1 protein-coding gene is annotated in these 1,020 nt (G+C 79.6%); it reads left to right on the top strand.

The window, feature by feature from the left end:
- The first annotated feature begins 198 nt into the window (after positions 1-198).
- A complete protein-coding gene (locus ABEB16_RS22600) occupies positions 199-951 on the top strand; it encodes a VOC family protein (RefSeq protein WP_345714387.1) in 753 nt (250 codons plus the stop codon).
- Positions 952-1,020 lie beyond the last annotated feature (69 nt).

Raw genomic sequence — 1,020 nt, 5'->3', positions numbered from 1 at the left:
CTGCGCTCCCCCGTGGCGCTGGACGCGGCGCGGGCGGGTGCGGCGGTGCTGCGCCGCCAGCCGCTGCCCTGAGCGCGCACCCCACCCGCCCGTCCGGCGCCCGTCCGCGTTCTCCCTCCCGCCCGTCTCCGGGTCGGGGCGCCCCGCAGGCCCCGTCGGGGCGCCCGGACCCGGAGACGGGCGGCAGGACGGGGCCCGGTGCCCCTGGACCCCGGCGCGGCCCCGGAGGACCCTGGCCCGGTGGCCGGTGAGCGCACCTACCCGATCCTGCCGTGCCCGGACCTGGAGGACGCCGTCGGCTTCTACGAGGCGCTGGGCTTCACCCGCACCTACTTCCAGCTGCGGCCGTACCCGTGCGCCGTCGTGCAGCTGGAGGACATGGCGATCCACCTGTCGGGCATCGACGGCTTCGACCCGGCCACGTCGGTGGGCAGCGTGGTCGTCGTGGTGCCCGACGTCGCCGCCCTGCACGCGTCCTTCGCCGCGGGGCTGCGCCGGCGGTACGGGCGGCTGCCGGTGGCGGGCGCACCCCGGTTGCTGCGCCCCCGCCGCAAGCAGGGCACCGCGACGGGCTTCAGCCTCGTCGACACCGGCGGCAACTGGCTGCGCTTCTACCGGCTCGGCGCGACGGAGGAGGAGGAGCCGGCCGGGCGCAGCACCGGTCTGGCGCGGGTGCTGGAGGTGGCGGCGCGGCAGGGCGACGCCCGCGGCGACGAGGAGCGGGCGCTGGAGGTGCTGGCCGCGGGGCTGCTGCGCCACCCGGGCGCACCGGCGCCGGAGCGGGTGCGGGTGCTGCTCTACCGCTGCGAGCTGCTGGTGCGCACCGGGCGGCGGGAGCTGGCGGCCGCCGCGCTGGCGGAGGCCGAGGGCCTGGCGCTGACCCCCGAGGAGGAGCGGGCCGTGGCGGCGGAGCTGGCGGCCGCCCGCGAGCTCGTGGCACCGGGCGCGTGAGCGCATCCCACCCGCCCACCCGGCGCCCATCTCCGGGTTCGGGCGCTCCGGAAGGGCCTGCGGAGCGCC

Source organism: Kineococcus glutinatus (assembly GCF_039542765.1).
GTDB classification, from domain to species: domain Bacteria; phylum Actinomycetota; class Actinomycetes; order Actinomycetales; family Kineococcaceae; genus Kineococcus_A; species Kineococcus_A glutinatus.
Note: the sequence above shows the minus strand (reverse complement) of the source record. Positions and strands in the feature narration are given on the sequence as shown.